Consider the following 20,881-nt stretch of genomic DNA (forward strand, 5'->3'; position numbering starts at 1 on the left):
TAATTCTGGCCCCCAAGCGCGTATAGTCGAGGCCGCCGTCACAGATTTACTGTGTGCGTTTTGTCTACGGATGCCGTTCACGGCGTCGAGGGCATTGGTAATGTTGGGTTATTTGCCCTGCCGGGTGTCTTTACGTAGGGGGACGAATATGTTGATTGATCGATTTGATGCAGTCGTTTCCGGAAACGTGGAACGGGATATTCCAGCGCGGGGCAGTGAAGCGGTGGCCGAACTGGCCATCATAGGTTCCAGACACAGCTTTTCGGAATGTCTGGTTCGCGCAACGTCGATGGAAGTAGGCGACAGCGGGCTCGAGCGTCTGGAGACGCTGGCCGATTTCGATGCGCTGCCTCCGGTTCGCAAGGCGGCGGTGCGTCTGGTTGTCGTTGACGAAGCCACGATATCCCAAGACGACGGGGCAACCTTCGGGGAGCGCGGCGGCTTCGGCTCGGCCGTTGTCGTCCTGGCGTATCGTTCCGAGGAGGCCGCACGGCGCATAATCGATCTGGCGTCCGGTTTCGACTGGATCGAGAGCTATCTGCCGATCGACATCCGGTTCGATCTCTGGATATCCGTGCTCCGGCTTCTCCTGAGCGGCGGTCGCTACGTCCCCGCCGAATTGCTGCGCGCCGAGGAACCGGCGGAGGCCGTCGCCAATGACCGGATCGGCACGGCGGCCCGGTCCGGCGCCGCGTCCGACGCTGGCCTGACCCCGCGCGAGAAACAGGTGCTCACACTCCTTGCCAAAGGACTTCCCAACAAGCTGATCGCGTCCAAGCTCGATCTGTCGCAGCACACGATCAAGCTGCATATCCACCATGTGATTACCAAATTGGGGGTTCAAAACCGGACGGAGGCGGTCGCCAGGTACTTCGGTCAGCGGTGATGGCGGGACCCCACCAGACGCCGGCATCGACGGCCGACGCGCCGCAGCTTGACGAGATACTGCTCAGGGTCGGCAAGCTCAATTACACCTGGTCCAACACCGAGAGCTTACTCATCCACCTGATCGCGGGGCTGGCGCGGATCGACAAGGATACGGCGCTGATCATCTTCCTCACGCTCAACACGACACGGGCGCGGCTCGATCTAGTCGGGCGGCTGGCCAAGATGGAGCGTACCCCGGAAGCCGAACGCAAAGACGTGCTCGGCGTCACAGAGCGCTTCTCCCGGATCTCGGCTCTGCGCAACAAGTACAATCACTGCATCTATTCCTTCGATGCGGATGGCGGATCGCCGAAGACCATCCTGATGCGGATCTCGGATCGCAAGGACGCGATCCGGTACGGCAAGACCGATCCGATCAACAGCGCCGAGCTGGAGACGGTCGATGCCGCGATCGAGGCGATCGCGGAACTCAACCGCGAGATCTGGCGGCTCGCGCAGCGGCACGGCTATCCGATCTGACCGGCTTCGGCCGACGGGCGCTTTCATCGAAATCCCGGAGTTCGGGTCGGCGCCGCGGCGGCGCATCGACCATGCCCAGCGTCTCCAGCGCCGCCCAAAAGGCGTCGGGGCGTGCGGATCAGCCGTGCCGCGGGCTGCAGGTACGACACCATGGATGCGCCGGGCGGCGGCGCGCGGCGTCCGGGTCGCACCGGAGTGGACAAACCCAAGCGCATGGGATTTAGTTCTTTTCAGGCAGCGGCGCCTCGCGCCTCGCTGTCGCGCGAACAGCTGACGGAGGAATGATGAGTACGGATCTTCACGAACTTGCGCCGCACCACCTTCCTCCCTTCATCACGGCGCCGGGGAGTTCGGACTTTCTTTACAACGTCATCGTCGTTTCGCTGGTGGTGATCGTGCTTCTTGTCGGCAACTTCTACTTCAAGCTGCACGCGCTGCCCGAAAAGATGGCCGAACATGCCAACAGCACGCAGCTTCAGCTGATCGGGGTCATGGCGCTCCTGGCGCTGTTCACTCATAACCATATCTTCTGGGTCGGTGCCCTGCTCCTGGCGGCTATCCAGTTGCCGAACTTCACCGAACCGCTGAACTCGATCGCGGGCTCCTTGCGCGAACTGTCGAAGGGTGCGGCCAAGAATGCCCCCGAGGCCCCGGCGGTGGCCGCCGATGCCGCAGCGTCCGAACAGGCCTGAGGAGAGACCGGAATGCTCGAGTTTCTGCTCTGCTCGCTCGTCACGATTTTTCCCGACTACCTCTACCGCAGCCGGGTTCAGGGCAAGAGGTGGGGCAGGGAGCTGACACTCTTCTCGATCTGGTACGAACTGCGCTGGGGGATCACGGCCTGTGCCGTGCTGACAATCTCGCTTTTGACCATGATCTTCTACTACCACCCGACGACGTCGAACGGCGCGTCCTTCTTCCGCACGGTGACGATCCTGCCCGAGACCGGCGGCAGGGTTGCCGAGGTCTATGTCGAGAACCTGCAGGAGGTCGAGGCTGGAGACCCCCTGTTCCGGCTGGACGACGAACTCGCGCGCGCATCCTACGAGACCGCGAAGGCGCAGGTTGCCGAGATCGACGCCGCGATGGTGATGGCCCAGTCGGAACTCGCCGCCGCCGAAGGCTCCGTCGCGCAGGCGCGGAGCGCGCTGACCCAGGCAACGGACGAACTGAACCGCAATCTGGAGCTGCAGGCGCGCAACTCCTCGGTCGTGAGCGAGCGCGAGATCGAGCGCCAGCAGAACCTCGTGGACGGCCGAGAGGCGGCCCTGACGGTCGCAGAATCCAGCCGTGCGTCGGTTCAGACCAAGATATCGACGCTCCTGCCGGCGCAGAAGGCAACCGCGGAATCGGCGCTGGCGCAGGCGCAGGTGACGCTCGACAAGCTGGTCGTCACCGCAGGCGTGTCCGGGACCGTTCAGCAGTTCATCCTTCAGCCGGGGGACTATGTCAGCGCAGTGCTCCGCCCGGCCGGGATCCTCGTGCCGAAGGCTTCGGGCACGGGCAGGTTCCAGGCGGGCTTCGATCAGGTCTCGGCACAGGTGATCAAACCGGGAATGGTTGGCGAGATCCTGTGTTTGTCGAAACCCTTCACGATCATCCCGACCGTGGTGGTCTCGGTGCAGGACGTCATCGCTTCGGGCCAGTTCCGGCCGACGGACCGGCTCGTGGACGCGACGGAAGCCGCGCGGCCGGGAACGGTGACGGTGGCCATGGAGCCGCTCTATCCCGGCAGCGCCGACGATGTGCCGCCGGGCAGCAAGTGCATCGTCAATGCCTACACGAGCTTCCACGACCGGCTGGACGAGGGCGGCCTCGGCTTCGGAACATGGATCTTCTACCACGCCGTTGACGCGACGGCCGTCGTGCATGCGGCGGTTCTCAGGATCCAGGCGCTGATCGTGCCGGTGCAAACTCTGGTGTTCTCCGGGCACTGACGGGGGCGGTGCCAATTATCCGGCTGGACCGGGCACACGCGTATGAGCGCCCGCCCAAGATCGGCCTCGATGAAGTGGCGGGCCGCGGCCTGAGGGCCGTAAGCCCCGGGGATTGGTGTTTGCAGGAAGAAGCAGGATCTGGTGCGCATTGCCGAGGCTCGGCGGAGCCTGCCGGGACGGAATGCATTCCGGGGAAGGTCTTCTGAGCCTGTCATCGCGCCGAGGCCGTGCGGATGCTCCGGTCTGCCGGCGACCAGGTCGATTCCTATAGGGGTTGGTTGTGCCGCTTACAGGCCGCTCTTGGCCGTGCGCGCCTCGGGCAACGCGATCCGGGCAACCTGCTCGGCGATCGGATCGACCGCGAGGGGATGGGTCTCGCCGGTATGATCGGCGGGGTCGCCGATATCCTGCCAGCGCCCGTTCTTGTAGATCTCGAGCGCGCCGAAGCCGGCCTTGTAGCCCATCTTTCGGCTGCCGGGGACCCAGTAGCCGAGGTAGACATAGGGCAGGCTGGACCGGCGGGCGATCTCGACATGGTCGAGAATGATGTAGGTGCCGAGGCTGTCGCCGGCGCGATCCGGATCGTAGAAGCTGTAGACCATCGACAGGCCGTCATCGAGCACGTCCGTCAGGCAGACCGCGGTGAGCTTGCGCCGGTCGCCAGGTTCGTCTGGCGGCGCCGAATACTCGACGACGCGGCTGCGGACCGGCGTCTCCTCGATCATCGCGGCGAACTCGAAGATGTCCATGTCGGCCATGCCGCCATCGGCGTGGCGGCTGTCGAGATAGCGGCGGAAGAGCGCGTACTGGTCCTCGGACGCCCAGGGGCTCGTCGCGTCGCGCCGCAGATGGGCGTTGCGGCGCAGTGTCCGGCGCTGGCTCTTGCTGGGCTGGAAATCCGCGACCCGGATCCGCGCCGAGAGGCAGGCCGTGCATTCGGCGCAGGACGGTCGGTAGAGCACGTTCTGCGACCGTCGGAACCCCTGTTTCGACAGAGCGTCGTTCAGTCTCTCGGCATTGTCGCCTTGCAGCGCGGTGAACAGTTTTCGCTCCGACCGTCCCCCGAGGTAGGGGCAGGGCTGGGGTGCCGTCACATAGAACTGGGGCGCGATGGGCAGCGTATGGCGCATTATCGACCCCCCGCCGGTGCGGGTCTGAAAGATCGGTTGACGTCAGGAAGGTAACAAGGACCGGCTTTTCCGCCAAGCCCCGAGTTTTGCCTAGTGGCATGTATTCACAAGAGGGGTGGCCCGGATCGCTCCGGGCCACTCTTCAAGCATCGTCCGCAGGGCTCAGTAGCGTCCGGGGCGCTCGGGCTCCTGACCGCTGTCCTTCCCGCCCGTCTCGTCGCGTTCTTCGCTGGCGGTGCGGGCGCGTTCGTCGAGATATTGGTCGAACTCGGCCTTGTCCTTGCTTTCGCGCAGGCGCTTGAGGAAGGCTTCGAACTCCTCCTGCTCGCGTTCGAGCCGGTCGAGCGTGTCGGCCTTGTAGGCGTCGAACGCGGTGTTGCCGGAGGACCGGAAACCGTGCTGGCGGCACCGGCTGCGGGCCATGTGGGAATGGGCGTCGTGGCGGCTCCAGCCGCAGGACTTGGAAAACATGCGCTTGCTCCAGATCATATAGGCGAGAAGGGCGAGGCCGATCGGCCAGAAGAAGATGAAGCCGAGCACCATGGCGGCGATCCAGGCGCCCTTGCCGCGCTCGTCGAGCCAGGCTTCGGCCCGTCCGGGCCAGGCGGCGATGGTGGTCATTGGGTCCTCCGTCGGGTTATGTGAATTCCTTTCACATTGATCTAGATCGGAACCCGGCGGAGCTGCGTCAAGATGCCATGTAAAAGAAATTTACATTTGTCCGGCCCGTGGCCCCGCTGCGCCCGGGGCGGGCGCCGGCGATGGCGCAGAATATACCCGCGACATTGGAGCGCAGCCCATTGGCCCCGCCCGCGCGAGCCGGTATGCTCCGCGCCATGATCGTCGAGCTTGGCCATTTCACCCTTATCCTCGCGCTGATGCTGGCGGCCGTTCAGGTCGTGATTCCGCTTGTCGGCGCCCACAAGGACTGGCGCGGCTGGATGGCGCTGGCGGGACCGGCGGCTACGGCGCAGTTCCTCTGCATCGCGATCTCGTTCGCGGCGCTGACCTGGGCCTTCGTGACGTCGGACTTCTCGCTTCGCCTTGTCGTCGAGAATTCCCACACGCTGAAGCCGATGCTCTACAAGGTCTCGGGCGTCTGGGGCAACCACGAGGGCTCGATGCTGCTCTGGGTGCTGATCCTTGCGGGGTTCGGCGCCACGGCGGCATGGTTCGGCGGCGGGCTGCCCGAACGGCTGAAAGCGCGGGTCCTCAGCGTCCAGGCGATGATCGGCTTGGCCTTCCTCGCCTTCATCCTCTTCACCTCGAACCCGTTCCTGAGGCTCGCCGAGCCGCCCTTCGACGGCCAGGATCTCAATCCGCTCCTGCAGGATCCGGGCTTGGCCTTCCATCCGCCGTTCCTCTATCTCGGCTATGTCGGGCTCTCGATGGCCTTCTCCTTCGCGGTCGCGGCGCTGATCGAGGGCCGCGTCGATGCGGCCTGGGCGCGCTGGGTCCGGCCCTGGACGCTCGCGGCCTGGATGTTCCTGACCATCGGCATCGCGCTCGGCTCTTGGTGGGCCTATTACGAGCTCGGCTGGGGCGGGTTCTGGTTCTGGGATCCGGTCGAGAACGCGTCCTTCATGCCCTGGCTCATCGCGGCCGCGTTGCTCCACTCCGCCATCGTGGTCGAGAAGCGCGAGACGCTGAAGGCCTGGACGATCCTCCTCGCGATCCTCGCCTTCGGCTTCTCGCTCATCGGCACGTTCATCGTGCGCTCGGGCATCATCACGAGCGTGCACGCCTTCGCCAACGACCCCGAGCGCGGGATCTTCATCCTCGCGATCCTCGCCGTCTTCATCGGTGGCGCGCTCACGCTCTACGCGGCTCGGGCGGGCGCGATGGAGGCCAAGGGCGTCTTCGCGATGGTCAGCCGGGAATCGGCGCTCGTCCTCAACAACGTGCTTCTCGCGGTCGCGGCCTTCGTGGTCTTCGTCGGCACGCTCTGGCCGCTGATCGCGGAACTGGCCTTCGACCGCAAGCTGTCGGTCGGCGCGCCGTTCTTCAACCAGGCCTTCACGCCGTTCATGATCGTGCTCGCGATCCTGTTGCCGCTTGGCGCGATCATGCCGTGGAAACGGGCGCGGCTCGAGCGGTCGATGCGGCCGCTCTACCCGGCGCTGATCCTCGCGCTCGCACTCGGTGCGCTTGCCTTCGCGGTTCAGACCGAACGCACCGCCCTCGCGCCGGTGGGCGTGGCGCTCGGCGTCTGGCTGATCGCCGGGGCGGCGGCGGAGCTCTGGCAACGCGCGGGCCACCAGGTGGCGCGGCTCGGCCGATTGCCGCGGGCTGACTGGGGCAAGGCCGCGGCGCATTCGGGGCTCGGCATCGTCTTCATCGGCATCGCCTGCCTGATGGCCTGGGATGTCGAGGACATCCGGGTGGCGAAGGTCGGCGAGAGCTTCGCGGTCGGCGGCTTCGACATCGCGCTGGACCGGGTCGAGAAGGTCGAGGGGCCGAACTACCTCTCGACCATGGCGACGATGATCGTCTCGCGGGAGGGGCGGCAGGTCGCGGTGCTCCACCCCGAGAAGCGGGTCTATCCGGTCGCGGCGATGCCGACCACCGAGGCCGCGATCTCCAACGGCGTCTGGCGCGACATCTACCTCGTGATCGGCGACGAGCAGGCGGACGGCGGCTGGGCGGTGCGGACCTATATCAAGCCCTTCGCAAACTGGATCTGGGGCGGGGCGATCCTGATGGCGCTCGGCGGCATCCTGAGCCTCAGCGATCGGCGCTACCGGGTCGCGGCCGGGGCGCGGAAGGCACGCGGTGCGCTCGCCGCACCTGCGGAGTGACGTGATGCGCCGGCTCCTGCTTCTTCTCGCGTTGCTCGCCACGCCGGTCTTCGCGGTCCAGCCCGACGAGATCCTCGACGACCCGGCGCTCGAGGCGCGGGCGCGGGACCTCAGCCAAGGTCTGCGCTGCCTAGTCTGCCGCAACGAGAACATCGACGAGTCGAACGCGGGGCTCGCGCGCGACCTCAGGCTTCTCGTGCGCGAGCGGCTCGTCGCCGGGGACAGCGACGCGGAGGTCATCGCCTATCTGGTCGACCGCTACGGCGAATACGTGCTCCTACAGCCCACCGCGTCGGGCGAGAACCTGATCCTCTGGATTGCCGGGCCGGCGATGCTTGTCATCGCGCTCGGCACCGCGGCGGTCTATCTGCGCCGCCGCAAGCCCGTTGCCGAGGCGGCGCCGGATCCGCTCAGCGAGGCCGAGAAGAAGCGGCTCAAGGAAATCCTCGACAAGTGACGCGCCGTCGCGCTTTGCGCGGCGCGCGAGCGGGCTATGCTGCGGGCGGATGCGGCGGCAGGAGCGGGACAATGGGCTATCAGACGATCCGGTACACTGAGGCGGACGGCGTCGCCGTTGTCACGCTCGACCGGCCCGCGGTGATGAACGCGCTCAACACGACGATGCGGGCCGAGATCACCGATGCGGTGGGGCGGGCGGACGGGACGGTGCGGGTGATCGTGCTGACCGGCTCAGGCCGGGCCTTCTGTTCGGGGCAGGACTTGGGCGACCGGGCGGCCGGGAGCGACTTCGACCTCGAGCGGACGCTGGCCGAGGAGTACGAGCCGATGTTGCGTGCGATCCTCGCCGCGCGGGTGCCGGTGATCGCGGCGGTTAACGGCGCCGCGGCTGGGGCGGGGGCCAATCTCGCGCTCGCGGCCGACGTCGTGATCGCGGCGGAAAGCGCGAGCTTCATCCAGGCCTTCACCCGGATCGGGCTCATTCCCGATGCCGGCGGGACCTTCGCCCTACCGCGTTTGGTCGGGATGGCTCGGGCGATGGGGGCAGCGCTTTTCGCCGAGAAGGTCACCGCGCGGCAGGCGGCCGACTGGGGCATGATCTGGGAGGCGGTTCCTGACGACGCGTTCGAGGCGCGGTGGAAGGCGCGGGCCGAGGCGCTGGCGGCCGGGCCGACCGAGGCTTTCGTCCGGGTGAAGCAGGCGCTCAGGGCCAGTCTCGGCAACGATCTCGATGCCCAGCTCGCGCTCGAGGCGCGGCTGCAGGGCGAATGCGGGCGGACGGCGGATTTCGCCGAGGGCGTCGCGGCCTTCCTCGAAAAGCGCCCGGCGCGGTTTCGGGGGCGCTGATTCCCGGCACCCGGTTTTCGGTGTCGCGCGGAGGCAGAGCGCGTGCCGGCCTCCGGCGGGGATATTTTCGGCAAGGTGAAAGGGCGGGCGCGATCCGACCTTGACCCGGCGCGTTCAGAGACCGAGAGTTGATCCATCAGGGCGCATGGCCCGAGGGCACGGGGGCCAGTCACGGATTGCGCCCGCCTGCGTGCCGAAAGGGGATCATCATGCGCTGCATCACGGTACTTGGGCCGTCTCAATCGGGGAAAACCGAGCTAGTCCGGGCGCTTGCGGCGCTTGAGGACGGCCATCCCCGGTCCGAGACGGCCGGTCATCTCAACCTCACGCGGTTTGGTTTCATGGGCGAGGACTGGTGCGCGATCGACGTCGCGGGCGGTCCGGAATTCGCGCGGATGGGCGGGGCGGCGCTCCTTGCCGCCGATGCCGCGGTGCTCTGCGTGGCGCCCGATCCCGACGAGGCGGTGCTCGCCGCGCCCTGGCTTCGCGCTGTCGAGGCCGCCAATCTGCCCTGCTTTCTTTTCATCAACCGCATGGACACGCCCAAGGGCCGCGTCCGTGACATCGTCGCGGCCTTGCAGACCTACTCAGGCCATCCGATCGTCCTGCGCCAGATCCCGATCCGCGAGGGCGGCGAGATCGTCGGTGCGGTCGACCTCATCTCCGAGCGGGCCTGGCGCTACCGCGAGGGGCAGAGCTCGCAGCTGATCGAGATGCCGAAATCCGAGGCCGATCGCGAGCATGAGGCGCGGGCGGAACTTCTGGAGCAGATGTCGGATTACGACGACGCGCTTCTGGAGGAACTGATCGAGGACCGCGAGCCGGCGACAGGCGCGCTGTTCGAGATTGCCCGGCGCGAGACCCAGGACCGCGCCGTGATCCCCGCGTTCCTCGGCTCGGCGAGCCACAAGAACGGCATTCACCGGCTGATGAAGGCCCTGCGGCACGAGGCACCCGACGTCTCGGCCCTGAAGGCCCGGCTCGGCGCGGACAAGGCGCTCGCGGTCGGCTTTCACGCCCAGATCCGCAAGCATCTCGGCAAATGCGTGATGCTGCGCGCGCTCGACGGTGGCGTCGCGGCCGGCAAGCAGCTTGGCGGCGACGGTCTTGGCGGGCTCGCCGGGCTCGGCGGCAAGGCCGGGCTCGACCATCTGGAACCCGGCGAGGTCGGGATCTCGGTCAAGTCCGACCAGCTCGATTCCGGGCGCATCTTCACCGCCGCGGCGGCAGAGCCGGTGCCGGACTGGGCCAAGGGCTGCCCGCCGCCGCTTGCGCGGATCGTGACGCCTGCGCACGAGCGCGACGAGGTGCGGCTGTCGGCGGCGCTCTCGCGGCTCGCCGAAGCCGATCCGATGCTCCGGCTTGGACAGGATCCGTTGAGCGGGCATGCGCTCTTGAACCTGCAGGGCGTGATGCACGAGCGCCAGACACTTGCCACGCTTGCCGACGACTTCGGGATCGAGGTGGCGACCGAGGTGCCGGATCCGCGCTATCTGGAAACAATCTCATCCAGCACTGAAGAGCATTACCGACATCGGAAACAGTCCGGCGGCGCGGGCCAGTTCGCCGACGTGGCGATCACGGTGCGGCCCGCGGGGCGCGGCGACGGCTTCCAGTTCGAGGAGGTGGTGAAGGGCGGCGCGGTGCCGAGGAACTACATTCCCGCGGTCGAGGAGGGCGCGCGCGAGGCGCTCGACAAGGGGCCGCTTGGGTTCCCGGTCACTGATCTCGCGGTGACGCTCACCGACGGCAAGCATCATTCGGTGGACAGTTCGGACTTCGCGTTCCGCACCGCGGGCCGGATGGCGCTCCGCGAGGCGCTGACCAAGGCGGGGCCGGTGCTGTTGCAGCCGATCGAGCGGGTATCGATCCATGTGCCCTCGGTCTATTCCGGGGCAATGGTGTCGATGATCTCCTCGCTCAAGGGTCAGGTGCTCGGGTTCGACGGCGATCCTGATTTCCGCGGCTGGGACATCTTCCGCGCGTTGCTGCCCGCCTCGGCCGAGGAGGATCTGGTGATGGCGCTCGGCTCGGCCACCCAGGGCACCGCCTGGCACGAGACCGAGTTCGACCACTACGAGGAGATCTACGGCAAGGAGGCCGAGCGGATCAGCCGCGAACACGCCACGGCCGAGGCCTGAGCGCGGGGCGGCGCCAGGACGCCGCCCGCATCCCGCGTCGCATTTTGGCGGGATTGCTTCGAATAAGTGACTGCCGATCCGGGTCGGTCCGGGGCTTTCTGTGGCCGAGAGTTTCACCACGAGGGGCAGGCATGGCTGACAGCAACGATCGTAAGGCGCGCGCGGGCGGGCGCGGCGCGCGCAAGGCGCTGCGCTCGGCCCCGGATCTCGGGATGCTGCCGGCGCTGAAGCGCGGGCTGCCGCTCTGCGAGCCGATGGATCAGGACCAGGTCGAACGGATCGACGACGCCTCGATGGCGATCCTCGAAGAGGTCGGCGTCATCTTCCGCGACGACATCGCACTTGAGGACTGGAAGCGCGCCGGTGCCGATGTGCGCGGCGAGCGGGTGCATCTCGACCGCGGCCTCGTGCGAGAGCTGATCTCCTCGATCCCCTCGGACTGGACCTACCGGGCGCGGAACCCCGAGCGCAGCCTGCCGTTCGGCGGCAAGCATTCGATCTTCGTGCCGATGACCGGGGCGCCGTTCCTGCGCGACCTCGACGATGTGCGGCGCTGGCCGACGATGGCCGACCTCAACATGTTCCACAAGCTCGCGCATATGTCGCCCGCCTTGCATTCGACCGCGCATCACATCGTCGAGCCGATGGACATGAAGGTGAGCCACCGCCACCTCCACATCACCTATTCGTCGATGAAGCATTCCGACAAGACCTTCATGGGCATGACGACCTCGGGCAAGAACGCCGAGGACGTGATGGACATGTGCGAGATCCTGTTCGGCCGCGACGTGATGGAGGAGACGCCGGTCGTCACCGGCAACTGCAACGGCAACTCGCCGCTCGTCTGGGACGAGACGATGCTCAGCGCCATGCGCGCCTTCGTGAAGCGGCGCCAGCCGGTCCTCTGCTCTCCCTTCGTCCTCGGCGGCGCGAACACGCCGGCCTCGGTCGCTCCCGCCGTCGCGCAGCTCAATGCCGAGGCCCTGTCGGCGCTCGCCTATACGCAGGTGATCCGCAAGGGGGCACCGGCGATTTACGGCCACTACCTCTCGACGGTGTCGATGAAGTCGGGCGCGCCGATGGCCGGGACGCCGGAGATCAGCCTCATGAACTTCATGATCGGCCAGATGGCGCGGTTCTACGGCGTGCCGTGGCGGAGCTCGAACAATCTCGGCGGGGCCAAGACCTTCGACGCGCAAGCGGGCTACGAAAGTGCGATGACGATGAACGCGGTCCTGCATGCGGGCTGCAACTACATCTGGCATTCGGCGGGCTGGAACGAGGCCGGGATGCACTGTTCGGTCGCCAAGTTCGTGGTCGATGCCGAGATGTGCGCGATGGGCTACCGCATGGCCGAGGGGCCGCGCTGGGACGATTTCGACGAAGCCTTGCAGGCGGTGCGCGATGTCGGTCCCGGCGGCCATTACCTCGGCCATCCGCATACGCTCGAAAACTTTGAGCGCGCCTTCTTCATGCCGAAGCTCTTCGACAACAACTCGATCGAGCAGTGGCAGGCGGAAGGGTCTGTCGAAATCACCGCAAGAGCGCTCGACTACGCAAAGAAGCTCCTGCGCGACTACGAGGAGCCGAAGCTCGACGCCGGCATCGACGAGGCCTTGCGCGACTACATCGCCCGGCGGGAGCGCGAGGTCCCGGCGGAAGATGCGCTCAACACCGAATACTGACGCTCCCTGACTGGCCGTCGCACCCGCGACGGCCGTTCTTTTCGAGGCATCCATGAAGATCTCCGAAATCCACGTCTATCAGCACGACCTGCCGGTTCGGAACGGCCCCTACACGATGGCCAATGCCGAGGTCTGGGCGCTCGACACCACGCTCGTGAAGCTCGTGACCGATACCGGGCTTATCGGCTGGGGCGAGACCTGCCCGGTCGGCCCGACCTACCAGCCGCATCATGCCCTTGGAGCCCGCGCCGCGCTCGCCGAGATGGCGCCGGGCCTGATCGGGGCCGATCCCCTGACGCCCGTCGCGCTCCGCCGCCGGATGGACGGGCTATTGAACGGCCACCGCTATGCCAAGGCGGCGATCGACATCGCGGCTTACGACCTCATGGGCAAGCATTACGGCGCCCGCGTCGCTGACCTCCTCGGCGGCGCGGTGACCGAGCGGGTGCCCTCCTACTACGCGACCGGCGTCGGCGCGCCCGACGACATCGCCCGCATCGCCGCTGAGAAGGTGGCCGAGGGCTATCCGAGGCTTCAGGTCAAGATCGGAGGCCGCCCGGTCGAGATCGATATCGAGACCGTGCGCAAGGTCTGGGAGCGCGTCGGCGGCAAGGTCCGGCTCGCGGTCGACGGCAACCGAGGGCTGACGACGCGGGACGCGCTGAGGCTCAGCCGCGAATGCCCCGACATTCCCTTCATCATGGAGCAGCCCTGCAACACGATCGAGGAGATCGCGGCGATCCGGGGCCAGCTGCACCACGCCGTCTATATCGACGAGAACGGCGAGGATCTGGCCACCGTTTTGCGTGTCGTGGGGCAGGGGCTCTGCGACGGGTTCGGGATGAAGGTGACACGGATCGGCGGGCTGTCCGCGATGGCCACCTTCCGCGACATCTGCGAGGCGCGGTCGCTGCCGCATACCTGCGACGACGCCTGGGGCGGCGACATCATCGCCGCCGCCTGCACCCATATCGGCGCGACCGTCCTGCCGCGGCTGTGCGAGGGCGTCTGGCTCGCGGCACCCTACATCGAGGGACACTACGATCCCGCGAATGGCATCCGGATCGAGGGCGGCCATATCCGCCTGCCGGAGGGTCCGGGTCTTGGCATCACCCCCGACGAGAGCCGCTTCGGTACGCCCGTCGCCAGCTATACGTGAGGATGACCCATGAGATTCAACGGAAGACGCGCGCTCGTGACCGGGGCGGCCGGTGGCATCGGTGCCGCCATCGTGCGGGCGCTCCGCGCCGAGGGCGCCAAGGTCGCCGTCGCCGACCGCGACGTGTCGGGCGTCGAGGCTGAGGCGCACCTGCCGGGCGACCTCCTCGATCCCGCCTATGCCGACGCGCTGCCGGAGGCCGCGCGGGCGGCGCTCGGCGGGCTCGACATCGTGGTGAACAATGCGGGCGTCATCACCCGCGGCAGGGTGACCGAGACGACGGACGCCGACTGGACGCTCTCGCTCGGCGTCAATGTGGAGGCCCCGTTCCGCATCGCCCGCGCCGCGATCCCGATCATGGAGGAAGCGGGGGGCGGTGCGATCGTCAACACCGCCTCCTGCTGGGGGCTGCGTCCCGGCCCGAACCACGCGGTCTATTGCATGACCAAGGCGGCGATCGCGTCCTTGACGCAATGCATGGGCATGGACCACGCCCATCAGGGCATCCGCATCAACGCGGTCTGCCCGAACGAGGTCAACACGCCGATGCTGCGCACCGGCTTCGCCAAGCGCGGCTTCGACCCCGATACGGCGGTCGCCGAGCTCGGCAAGACCGTGCCCCTGGGCCGCATCGCCGAGCCCGAGGACATTGCCGACGTGGTCCTGTTCCTTGCCTCGGACGCGGCGCGCTACATGTGCGGCGCGCTGGTCGAGGTGAACGGCGGGAAGGCCGTGGCATGAGGTTTCAGGGCAAGGTCGCGCTCGTCACCGGGGGGCGCAGCGGGATCGGGCAAGCTATCGCCAGGCGGTTGGCTGAGGAGGGCGCGCGGGTCTTCACGGCGCAGCGCGGGCCGGATGCGGAATTCGAAGGGATCGCAGCGGACTTCGCCGATTCCGCCTGCCCGGCGCGGGTCGTGGGCGAGGTGGTCGAGAGGGCCGGGCGGCTCGACGTGCTGGTCAACAATGCCGGTGTGATGCAGGAGGCCCGCGTCGAGGAGATGTCGCTCGCCGACTGGCAGCGCACGCTGGCCGTGAACCTCACCGCACCCTTCCTCATGATCAGGGCGGCGCTGCCGCATCTGAGGGCGGCCAAGGGCGCCATCGTCAATATCGGCTCGATTGAGGGGCTGGGGTCGAACCCGACGCACGCCGCCTATTGCGCCTCCAAGGCCGGGTTGCATGGCCTGACCCGCGCGGTGGCGGTGGATCATGGGGCCGAGGGCATCCGCTGCAACGCGGTCGCGCCGGGCTGGATCGATACCGATCTCAACGTTGATTTCATCGAAAAGATACCCGACCCCGCTGCCTTCCGCCGCGAGATCGGCCGCATCCATCCGGTCGGCCGCACCGGCCGCCCCGAGGAGGTCGCGGCCATCGTCGCCTGGCTCGCTTCGGGCGAGGCGGGTTTCGTCACCGGGCAGGTCTGGACCGTCGACGGCGGGCGGATGGCGAAACTGAGTCTGCCTTGATCACCGCTGGCGCTACCCGACTTTCGGTGTCGCTCAGAGGCCACCGTCGGCGGGCATCGCGGGATAGACGGGATCGGATCGGAAGAACCCACTCCGGAGCCGCCCTACACCCCCATCCCCTCCCCACGAGGGGGAGGGGAGGCGCCCGGCGCCGGCGTGGTGCCTTCCGGTCCGATCGTGCCCCGGCATCCCGGTCAACCCTTTCCGCAAGGAACCCTGATGGACCCGCTTCTCGAACCCTACCGGCTTCGCCACCTCACGATCCGCAACCGGATCATCTCGACGGCCCACGCGCCGAACTTCGTCGAGGACGGCCATCCCCGCGACCGCTACCGGCTCTACCACGAGGAGAAGGCGAAGGGCGGCATCGGCATGACGATGATCGGCGGCTCGACCAATATCGCGCCCGACAGCCCTTCGGTCTTTGGTCAGCTCTATGCCGGCGATGACAGCATCGTGCCGTGGTTCCGGCGCCTGACCTCTGGCGTGAAGGCGCAGGGCGCCGCCGTGATGTGCCAGATCACCCATATGGGCCGCCGCACCGCCTGGGACGACGGAAACTGGCTGCCGGTCATCGGCCCCTCGGGGCGGCGCGAGCGGGCGCATCGGGCCTTCCCAAAGGTGATGGAGGCCGAGGACATCGTCCGCGTCACCGGCGACTTCGCCGCCGCCGCACGGCGCTGCAAGGAGGGCGGCTTCGACGGGATCGAGATCCTGTCGCATTCGCATCTTCTCGGCCAGTTCCTCTCGCCTTTGGTCAACGACCGCGAGGACCGCTACGGCGGCCCCTTGGAAAACCGGCTGCGGCTGACGCTGGAAGCGCTCGGCGCGATCCGCGCCGAGGTCGGGCCGGAGATGATCCTCGGCATCCGCCTGACCGGCGACGAGCTTGCCGAGCGGGGCCTTTCGGCCGATGACTGCGTCGCCGTCGCGCGGATGCTGGCCGAGGCGGGTGCCGTCGATTTCATCAACGTGCTCGCGGGCGCGCCCTATGACGATCTCGGCCTCGCCGGCTGGGTGCCGCCGATGGGGATGCCCTCGGCGCCGCATCTGCCGATCGCCGGGCGCATCCGGCAGGCGACCGGCCTGCCGGTCTTCCACGCGGGCGGTATCGCCGATATCGCGACGGCCCGCCATGCCGTGGCCGAGGGCCATGTCGATCTCGTCGGCATGACCCGCGCCCATATGGCCGATCCGCATCTGGTGGCGAAGCTCGCGCGCGGTGACGAGGAGCGGATCCGTCCCTGCGTCGGCCTCGGATACTGCGTCGACCGGGTCAACCAGGGCAAACCCGCGGTCTGCGGTCACAATGCCGCGACGGGGCGCGAGGCGGTGATGCCGCATGTCATTGCCAAGGCCGATGCGGCCTGCAAGGTCGTCGTGGTCGGCGGCGGGCCGGGTGGCTTGGAGGCCGCCCGCGTGGCGGCTGCGCGCGGCCACGAGGTGGTGCTCTTCGAGGCCGCCGACCGGCTCGGCGGTCAGCTCGCGCTCGCCGCGAAGGGGCGCGTCAGACGGCAGGTCTGGGGCATTGCCGACTGGCTCATCGCCGAGGTCACGCGGCTCGGCGTCGATGTTCGGTTGAACGCGTACGCCGAGGCCGAGGACGTGCTGGCGGCGGCGCCCAATGCCGTCATTGTCGCCACCGGCGGCTGGCCGGTACCGCCCGCGATTCCGGGCGGCGACCTCACGGTGTCGAGCTGGGACGTGCTTTCGGGCGCGATCCGACCGTCGGGCGAGGTGCTGATGACCGACGAGGCCGGCGACCATCCGGCCGCCGTCACCGCCGATCACCTTGCCGAGGCGGGTTGCAAGGTCGAATGGGTGACGCCCGACCGGACGCCGCTCCACGATCTCGGGCCTACCACCTCTGCGGTGGCGCTCCGGCAACTGGCGAAGGACGGGGTGCGCTTCACCTGCCTCACCGAGCTTGTCGCCGTCGAGGTCGAGGGGGCGCGGCGGCGCGCGACGCTGCGCCATGTGCTGACCGGCGCCACGGAAACCCGGCTCGTCGATCATGTGGTGGTGGAGCAGGGGCTTGTCCCGATGGACGCGCTCTATCACGCGCTGAAGCCGGGCTCGGCCAATCTCGGCCAGCTCGATCCTGACGCGCTGATCGCCGGAACCGATCCGTTCCGGCGCGTCAATGCCGATGGCCGCTACCTGCTCGCCCGGATCGGCGATGCGGTGGCCGGGCGCAACATCCATGCCGCCGTCCTCGACGCGCTCCGGGTCTGCAAGGAGCTCTGAGCCTCACTCCTTCGCGGCGCGCCATTCCTTCCAGCGCAGGACCGCGTTGGCGCCGATCTCCTGGAACGGCCGGGGCGGCAGGCGCTTCGGCCTCGCCTCGGCAGTGAAGTGATCGGTGATCGCGCTCCGCTGTCCGCAGGCGAGTTCCGCCGCGCCGATCCCCGTGAGCGTGCCGCGCGCAACGCCAAGTCCGTTCTGGACGCAACCAGAATAAACGCCGAGATCGATCTCGCGCATCACCGCGACGCCGTTCAGCGTCAGGCAGAGATGGCCGGCCCAGGCGTGTTCCATCCGCAGGCCGGCGAGTTGCGGGAAGCGTTCGTCGAACTTCCGCCGCATGACCTTCGCCGCGCGGGTCAGGTCGGACTGGCGCGGCACGGTGTTCGGCCTCAGCGTCGCGCAGGTGCGGGTGACGATACGGTTGCCGCCCTGGCCGGTGTCGATCCGGCGGACGGTCGTGCCCATCGGGTCCGAGGGCGTGACACCCCAGCGCGGACGCCCGCCGAGCCGGTCGAGTGCGGCGCGGTCGAGTTCCGGCGTCATCACCGCGTAGAGGAAGAGCTGCATGAGCCGACCGCGCTCGACGCCGAAGCTTTCGAGATGGCCGTTGACGGTCAGGATCACGCGGGGGGTGCTGATGCTGCCCTTCGCGGTCCTGACGCGCCAGCCACCGCCTTCGGGCGCGAAGCCCGTGACCGGGCTTTCCTCGAAGACATCGACGCCCCGCGCCGAAAGCCCCGCCGCGAGGCCGCGGATATAGCCCGCCGGTTGCAGCATCACCGTGCCCGGCGTGTAGAGGCCCGAAAGGTAGTGCCGCGAGCCGGTCAGCTCGTGCATCTGGGCCGGGTCGAGCATCTCGCTCGTCTCGCCGAGCGAGGCGAGGTGGCCGGCATAGCTGCGGTTATGCGCCTCGGCGGCAGGGCTCGCTGCGCCGTTCACCTTGCCGGCGGGGTCGAAATAGTTGGGGTCGATCCCGTAATCCTCGACCGCCGCGCGGGCGAAGGCGATGGCCTGGCGGTTGAGGCCGATCATCGCCCGGTCGTCGCCCGACCCGGCATAGTCGTCCGAGGCGAGGTCGTGCGGCAGGTCGATCATGAAGCCGGAATTGCGGCCCGCCGCGCCTTCGGCGACCCGGCCCGCCTCGAGGATCGCGATCCGCGCGCCGGGTTGCAGCTCGGTCAGACGCCGAGCCGCCGACAGGCCGGCAAAGCCCGCGCCGACGACCACGAAATCGGCGGTGCGGTCGCCGTCGAGCGGCCGGGGGGCACCTTGTTGGCCAAGGATCGCGTTCCAGGCGGCCGGGCCGAGCTGAACCGGCAGCCGCCGCGCGTGGAACTTGCTCATGCCTCGCCCCTGTCGAGGCCGAGCCGCGCGCGGAAGCCGTCGAGGCCCGACCTGAGGTCGGCATTCGCGGGTGCCATCGCCGTACGGAGCGTGGCGTTGAGCCCTCCCTCGGTCGAGAGGTTGCGCAGGGCTTCGGCCAGCATCCCGCCCTCGGGCCGCTCCGGCAGATAGCCGCGGATCACCGCGCTGACGTATTTTTCCGCCCGATCGGCATCGCCAGTGAATCCGGCCAGCCAGGTCGCGGTGGTCAGCATCTGTTCCAGAAGCGGCGAGCAGAGCGCGGTGGCGCCGAAATGGGCGTTGAGCGCGGTCTCGTCGCGGACCGCAAAGACCATGTTTCGCGCGCCGTAAAGCGCCTCGAGCGCGGGCGAGGCGGGATAGACCGGCAGCGGGCAGCCGCCGGTGGCGATCGGGGGCAGGGGGATGGTGATCGAGATCTCGGTCGCGGGCGCGCAGAGCGCCTTGAGTCGGGCGAGGGCCACGTCGACCATGACCGAGATCACCGCCTGATCCTCGCGGAAGCGCAGGCCGGGCAGCACCGTCTCCGCAACCCGCGCGAGGAGGCACAGGAAGACGGTGTCCGATCCGGCCACGACCTCCTCGTTTGAGGCGATCCGGACGCCCGCGACCTCGGTCGCGAGCCGCGCTGCCATGTCGGCATTCCGTTCGGAGACGAGGATCTCGTGCCCCTGACCGGCGAGGCCGCGCACCATCGCGGCCGCGATCTCGCCGGTACCGATGAAACCGATGCGCGCCATCAGTCGACCGCCTCGTCCCGGTCGTCGGAGAGGTCGATCCAGATCGTCTTGATTTGGGTGTACTGGTCATGCGCCTGGATGCCGTTGTCGCGCCCGCCGAAGCCGCTCGACTTGAAGCCGCCGAAGGGGGTGGAGATATCGCCCTCGCCGAACGAGTTGACCGTCACCGTCCCCGCCCGGATCGCCCGCGCGCCGCGCAGCGCCCGCTTGATGTTCGAGGTGAAGATCGAGGCGGCGAGCCCGTATTCGGTGTCGTTCGCAAGCGCGATCGCCTCGTCGGCGCTGTCGACCGTGAGGACGGAAAGGACCGGCCCGAAGATCTCCTCGCGCACCTGGACCGCCCTGCGGTCGTCGATGTCGAGGATCGTCGGCTCGACGAAGCCGTCCTCGGCCTTGCCGCCCATCAGCACCTTTGGCCCCTTGCCGAGGTAAGAGCAGACCTTGTCGAAATGCGCGGGCGAGACCAGCGCGCCGACCCGGTTCACGGGATCAAGCGGGTCGCCCATCGGCCATTCGCGGGCATGGGCGAGGATGCGCTTCAGAAGCGCGTCCTTCACCCCCTTCTGCACGATCAGTCGCGAGGAGGCCGAGCAGTTCTCGCCCATGTTCCAGAAGGCGCCGTTGACGACATGCGCGGCGATCCGGTCGAGGTTCTCGGCATCATCGAGCACCACGGCGGGGTTCTTGCCGCCCATCTCGAGCGTGACTTCCTTGAGGTTCGATTCCGCCGCGTAGCGCAGGAAGCGACGCCCGGTCTCGGTCGAGCCGGTGAAGGAGAGCGCGTCCACGTCCATGTGCCGGCCGAGGGGTTCGCCCACCTCCGGTCCGCTGCCCGGGACGACGTTGAGAACGCCCGCCGGCACCCCCGCCTCCATCGCGAGTTCGGCGATTCGGAGCGCGGTCAGCGAGGTTTCCTCGGCCGGTTTCACGATGACCGAGCAGCCGGAGGCGAGCGCCGGGCCGATCTTCCAGGCGAGCATCAGGAGCGGAAAGTTCCACGGCAGGACGAGGCCGACGACGCCGACGGGCTCGCGCACCACCATCGCGATGTGGTTGTCCGAGGCGGGCGAGACCTGGTCATAGATCTTGTCGATGAGCTCGGCATGCCAGGTCAGGCAGTGGATCGTCTCAGGCACGTCCACCGTCTCGCAGTCGTAGATGGTCTTGCCGCTGTCGAGGCTTTCCATCACCGCCAGCTCCCGCGCGTTGCGCTTGATGAGCTTGGCGAGGCGGATGAGAACCTGTTTGCGCTCACCCGGATGAAGGCGCGACCAGCGGCCGTCCTCGAAGGCGTCGCGCGCCTTCTCGACGGCGAAATCCACGTCCGCCGCATCGCAGGCGGCGACCTTGGCGAGCACGGCGCCGGTCGCGGGGTTCACGGTGTCGAAGGTCTTGCCGGATTTCGCCGGGCGGAAGCTGCCGTCGATGAAGGCCTGCGTCGGCAGGGTGAGGCCGGCGGCGATGGCCTTGTATTCCTCGGTGGTCAGAAGGTCGCTCATCG

Annotated in this window: 18 protein-coding genes; 13 read left to right on the plus strand and 5 right to left on the minus strand. The window is 68.0% G+C overall.

Annotated features, from left to right (window positions below):
* Nucleotides 1–148: 148 nt before the first annotated feature.
* From OEZ60_RS01275 to OEZ60_RS01290, 4 genes are all read left to right on the plus strand, one after another.
* Nucleotides 149–886: a helix-turn-helix transcriptional regulator gene (locus OEZ60_RS01275; protein WP_263332424.1), complete on the plus strand. Its 738-nt coding sequence runs from the start codon at nt 149–151 to the stop codon at nt 884–886.
* Complete coding sequence (locus tag OEZ60_RS01280) at nt 886–1,407, plus strand: hypothetical protein (protein WP_263332426.1); 522 nt, start codon at nt 886–888, stop codon at nt 1,405–1,407. The genes OEZ60_RS01275 and OEZ60_RS01280 overlap by 1 nt, the downstream gene beginning before the upstream one ends.
* Before the next feature lie 284 nt (nt 1,408–1,691).
* Nucleotides 1,692–2,099: a hypothetical protein gene (locus OEZ60_RS01285; RefSeq protein WP_263332428.1), complete on the plus strand. Its 408-nt coding sequence runs from the start codon at nt 1,692–1,694 to the stop codon at nt 2,097–2,099.
* Between the two features lie 12 nt (nt 2,100–2,111).
* Complete coding sequence (locus tag OEZ60_RS01290) at nt 2,112–3,344, plus strand: HlyD family secretion protein (RefSeq protein ID WP_263332430.1); 1,233 nt, start codon at nt 2,112–2,114, stop codon at nt 3,342–3,344.
* Between the two features lie 287 nt (nt 3,345–3,631).
* Here OEZ60_RS01290 and OEZ60_RS01295 read toward each other — a convergent pair whose 3' ends face one another.
* Complete coding sequence (locus OEZ60_RS01295; protein ID WP_263332432.1) at nt 3,632–4,474, minus strand: arginyltransferase; 843 nt, start codon at nt 4,472–4,474, stop codon at nt 3,632–3,634.
* A 162-nt stretch (nt 4,475–4,636) separates the two neighbouring features.
* On the minus strand, nt 4,637–5,095 hold the full coding sequence (locus tag OEZ60_RS01300; RefSeq protein WP_263332434.1) for a DUF2852 domain-containing protein: 459 nt from the start codon (nt 5,093–5,095) through the stop codon (nt 4,637–4,639).
* A 215-nt stretch (nt 5,096–5,310) separates the two neighbouring features.
* Here OEZ60_RS01300 and OEZ60_RS01305 point away from each other — a divergent pair, with 215 nt between their 5' ends.
* The 9 genes from OEZ60_RS01305 (at nt 5,311) to OEZ60_RS01345 (ending at nt 17,278) form a co-directional block, all read left to right on the plus strand.
* Entirely contained in the window at nt 5,311–7,272 is a 1,962-nt protein-coding gene (locus OEZ60_RS01305; protein ID WP_263332716.1) for a heme lyase CcmF/NrfE family subunit, read from the plus strand.
* 4 nt (nt 7,273–7,276) lie between these two features.
* The gene (locus OEZ60_RS01310; RefSeq protein WP_263332436.1) at nt 7,277–7,729 is read left to right on the plus strand and encodes a cytochrome c-type biogenesis protein; all 453 of its coding nucleotides are present in this window, start codon (nt 7,277–7,279) and stop codon (nt 7,727–7,729) included.
* Between the two features lie 71 nt (nt 7,730–7,800).
* Nucleotides 7,801–8,577, plus strand: coding sequence for an enoyl-CoA hydratase-related protein (locus OEZ60_RS01315; RefSeq protein ID WP_263332438.1), 777 nt, complete (start codon nt 7,801–7,803; stop codon nt 8,575–8,577).
* 209 nt (nt 8,578–8,786) lie between these two features.
* On the plus strand, nt 8,787–10,718 hold the full coding sequence (locus OEZ60_RS01320) for an elongation factor G (protein WP_263332441.1): 1,932 nt from the start codon (nt 8,787–8,789) through the stop codon (nt 10,716–10,718).
* Between the two features lie 131 nt (nt 10,719–10,849).
* A complete protein-coding gene (locus OEZ60_RS01325) occupies nt 10,850–12,403 on the plus strand; it encodes a trimethylamine methyltransferase family protein (protein WP_263332443.1) in 1,554 nt (517 codons plus the stop codon).
* 52 nt (nt 12,404–12,455) lie between these two features.
* Nucleotides 12,456–13,562 (plus strand): mandelate racemase/muconate lactonizing enzyme family protein, encoded by a 1,107-nt coding sequence (locus tag OEZ60_RS01330; RefSeq protein WP_263332445.1) that lies wholly within the window; start codon nt 12,456–12,458, stop codon nt 13,560–13,562.
* A gap of 9 nt (nt 13,563–13,571) precedes the next feature.
* Entirely contained in the window at nt 13,572–14,303 is a 732-nt protein-coding gene (locus OEZ60_RS01335) for an SDR family NAD(P)-dependent oxidoreductase (protein ID WP_263332447.1), read from the plus strand.
* On the plus strand, nt 14,300–15,031 hold the full coding sequence (locus tag OEZ60_RS01340; RefSeq protein ID WP_263332449.1) for an SDR family NAD(P)-dependent oxidoreductase: 732 nt from the start codon (nt 14,300–14,302) through the stop codon (nt 15,029–15,031). Before OEZ60_RS01335 ends, OEZ60_RS01340 begins: the two co-directional genes overlap by 4 nt.
* Before the next feature lie 219 nt (nt 15,032–15,250).
* Nucleotides 15,251–17,278 (plus strand): oxidoreductase, encoded by a 2,028-nt coding sequence (locus OEZ60_RS01345; protein ID WP_263332451.1) that lies wholly within the window; start codon nt 15,251–15,253, stop codon nt 17,276–17,278.
* Nucleotides 17,279–17,281: 3 nt separating this feature from the next.
* Here the strand turns inward: OEZ60_RS01345 and OEZ60_RS01350 are convergent, their stop codons facing one another.
* The 3 genes from OEZ60_RS01350 to OEZ60_RS01360 are packed head-to-tail and all read right to left on the minus strand — an operon-like array spanning nt 17,282 to nt 20,879.
* A complete protein-coding gene (locus tag OEZ60_RS01350) occupies nt 17,282–18,622 on the minus strand; it encodes an NAD(P)/FAD-dependent oxidoreductase (protein ID WP_263332453.1) in 1,341 nt (446 codons plus the stop codon).
* Entirely contained in the window at nt 18,619–19,380 is a 762-nt protein-coding gene (locus tag OEZ60_RS01355) for an NAD(P)-binding domain-containing protein (protein ID WP_263332455.1), read from the minus strand. Before OEZ60_RS01355 ends, OEZ60_RS01350 begins: the two co-directional genes overlap by 4 nt.
* Nucleotides 19,380–20,879 (minus strand): aldehyde dehydrogenase, encoded by a 1,500-nt coding sequence (locus OEZ60_RS01360; protein ID WP_263332458.1) that lies wholly within the window; start codon nt 20,877–20,879, stop codon nt 19,380–19,382. Before OEZ60_RS01360 ends, OEZ60_RS01355 begins: the two co-directional genes overlap by 1 nt.
* Nucleotides 20,880–20,881 lie beyond the last annotated feature (2 nt).

Origin of the sequence: Albidovulum salinarum (assembly GCF_025673475.1) — a bacterium.
Classification (GTDB): domain Bacteria; phylum Pseudomonadota; class Alphaproteobacteria; order Rhodobacterales; family Rhodobacteraceae; genus Albidovulum; species Albidovulum salinarum.